This window comes from Kitasatospora sp. NPDC091257, assembly GCF_044757675.1.
Classification (GTDB): Bacteria; Actinomycetota; Actinomycetes; order Streptomycetales; family Streptomycetaceae; genus Kitasatospora; species Kitasatospora lactacystinica.
Genome location: NZ_JBIVVI010001420.1, coordinates 1 through 2,068, shown reverse-complemented (window position 1 = coordinate 2,068; position 2,068 = coordinate 1). Strand labels below are relative to the sequence as shown.

The window sequence follows — 2,068 nt, the reverse complement described above, 5'->3', positions numbered from 1 at the left end:
GTCAAGTCGGCGTCGGAGGCGGGGCGCTCGCCGTCCACCGGGTCGGCGGGGGCGGGCACGGTCGGCCGGGCGGTGCGGCCGTCGCCGGTGAAGGGGTCGCCGACGAACGCCTCGGGGGCGACGCCGCCCCGGCCCGCCGGGGCCTGCCCGGGCACCCGGCCCGGGGGCAGCGCGGCGGCGGAGGCGGAGAGCGTCTCGCGGCTGGGCATCCCGGCCTGGTCGGGGACGTGTCCGGCGGCCGAAGCCGCTGCGGCGCCCGGCACTTGGGCCGTCCCGCCGACGCCGTTGAGACTGCAGGGCCCCTCGTCGGGATCACCGGAGAGGCCTCCGAAGTCGAGGCCGTACCCGTAGTCGTTCTGTTCCTCGGCGCTCACAACGGACCCCAGATTCCACGACAGCCCCCGTAGTGTGGCAGGGCGCGCGGGAGTGCGCAGGCGCACGGTTCCCCGACGTACGGCGCCGACGGCGCGCGAACGGCGCGCATCGGGACATTGGCTCCAACCACGGGCAAAGGATGGCATAGCGCAGGGACCGGCGGAAGCCGGACCAACCGCCTTCCACTCCTCCGAGAGGCCGTCGCGGGGATGTTCGCCCAGCGTGCGGCGGTGGGGTGTGCGACTCCCGCACCCGGCGCGCGCATCCGGGCCGCGCGCCGGTCCTCCCTCCAACTCCCGTATCCGCCGGGCGTGGCGGACCGGTCGGTCCGGGTATCAGCGCTCCCGCAGGCCGTCCAGCAGGATCTGCAGCAGCCGGTCCGAGGGGCCGGCGGTCGGTTGACCGTCCGTCTGCGGAGAAATCGGCGAGAAACCGCCGGCCGCCTGCGCCGGGACCGACGGACGGGCCGCGTGCACCGGCACCGAGGCCGTCAGCACCAGCACCACGTCCGACACCGTGACGCCCGGACGCAGTTCGCCCGCCGCACCGGCCCGCGCCACCAGGGCGGCCAGCAGCTGGAGCAGCAGCCGGGGATCGGCGTCGGCCGCCGACGGCTCGACCACCCCGCCGGAGCGGGCCTCCTCGCCGCGCAGGTCGAAGCGGACCGCCGCGGGCGGTTCCGGCGCCCGCTGCTCGGGCACCCGGCCCAGTTCCTCCGCGTACCGGAACGCCTCCGGCGGCAGCAGCCGCCCGGCGCCGGTGGACACCGCGCGGGCCAGATAGCCGGCCAGCGCCTCCCAGGCGCCGTCACCGCCGTACAGCGACTCCCGCGCCTGCGCGGTCAGCCACGCCACCTCCTCGGCGGCGATCCGCTGGACCAGCACCTCCTTGCTCGGGAAGCGCCGGTAGACGGTGCCGACCCCGACCCCGGCCCGGCGCGCGACCTCCTCCATCGGCGCGCCGTAGCCGAACTCGCCGAACACCTCGCGGGCCGCCCGCAGCACGCTCTCCAGATTCCGCCGGGCGTCGACCCGCAACCTGGCCCCGGGCACCGGCACCGCGGCCGGCGCGGGCTCGGCCCGGTACGCGACCGCCGAGTACGCCGACCCGCTCTGCGGCGGCAGGTCCACCGGGCCGCGCTGCTCCGGGACCGTGCCCGGTCCGGCCTGTGGTGCACCCACCCGCCCCAACACCTGCTCCTGATCCATCATCCCAACTCTCCCCCGCAGGCGTCCGAAACCGGACCCTGTCGTCGCCCGCCCCTGCACCCCCCGGTGCAGCTCAGCCCGTCAGAAATGACCCGATGACCCATTGCTCGTGCCGCCCGTCCCGTTCCGGTGACCACGGTCGTGCCGCCGTGCCGGGTCCACGTCCGGCTCGGCGCGTCGGCACCGTCCGGGGCCCTGTCCGGGAACTACCCTTCCCCGGATGACTGTCCCCCAGTCGGGTTCTCACGCCAACGCTGGAACTGGCCGTAGTGGCCGCTCCACGGTGCGTCGCCGCCGATTGTCATGGCGACGGCCGCCCCGGTACACAATCCGACCATAGTTCACCACTCTCCGAGGCCGAAAGTGCGTCAGAAAGTCGCCCAGTAAGCACAACTGGCCACGACGGTCACTCGTGTCGCAACCAGCCCCGTACGGACTGTGGACAAGACGACCCCCGCCGGTCCTTCATAGGGGGCGTGATGGGG

Annotated in this window: 1 protein-coding gene and 1 pseudogene; both read right to left on the bottom strand. The window is 74.9% G+C overall.

Features of this window, described 5'->3' with window-relative positions; translation table 11 throughout:
• Positions 1–374 (bottom strand): annotated as a pseudogene (locus tag ACIQOV_RS38935) (hypothetical protein); the annotation flags it as partial.
• 336 nt (positions 375–710) lie between these two features.
• Positions 711–1,586, bottom strand: coding sequence for a TetR/AcrR family transcriptional regulator (locus ACIQOV_RS38930; protein ID WP_401055559.1), 876 nt, complete (start codon positions 1,584–1,586; stop codon positions 711–713).
• Between the last annotated feature and the right edge of the window lie 482 nt (positions 1,587–2,068).